This window comes from Shigella sp. SIG3 (assembly GCF_053555855.1).
Genome location: NZ_JBQZXE010000317.1, coordinates 1 through 467 on the forward strand (window position 1 = coordinate 1; position 467 = coordinate 467).

At 57.2% G+C, this 467-nt stretch carries 1 protein-coding gene and 1 pseudogene; both read left to right on the forward strand.

Annotation, left to right across the window (positions count from 1 at the left end; genetic code table 11):
- Window positions 1–247: pseudogene (locus ACUU1I_RS21180) on the forward strand (baseplate J/gp47 family protein); the annotation flags it as partial.
- Window positions 238–467: putative phage tail protein (locus tag ACUU1I_RS21185; protein ID WP_449144945.1), on the forward strand; the 230-nt coding region annotated here is incomplete at its 3' end. The pseudogene ACUU1I_RS21180 and the gene ACUU1I_RS21185, both read left to right, overlap by 10 nt.

Here is a 467-nt window from a genome sequence, read left to right on the forward strand (position 1 = left end):
ACATACGGTGGATTTTCATATCCGCGTGACGCCGGACACACCGGAAATACGGGCTGCCATTACCGCGGAGTTGCGTTCGTTCCTGCTGCGTGATGGTTATCCGCAGGGAGAACTGAAGGTATCGCGTATCAGTGAGGCGATTTCCGGTGCGGACGGGGAATACAGCCATCAGTTGCTTGCACCGGTGGACAATATCTCCATTGCGAAAAACGAACTGGCGGTACTGGGGACGATTTCATGGACGTGACAAACGATGATTACATCCGCCTGTTATCGGCACTGTTGCCGCCCGGTCCGGCGTGGTCATCTAGCGATCCGGCGATTGCCGGTGCGGCACCGTCATTAACCCGTGTTCATCAGCGTGCGGATGCCCTGATGCGGGAGCTGGATCCGCGCACCACCACTGAACTGATAAACCGCTGGGAGCGTCTGTGCGGTCTGCCGGATGAATGTATTCCCGCAGGAAT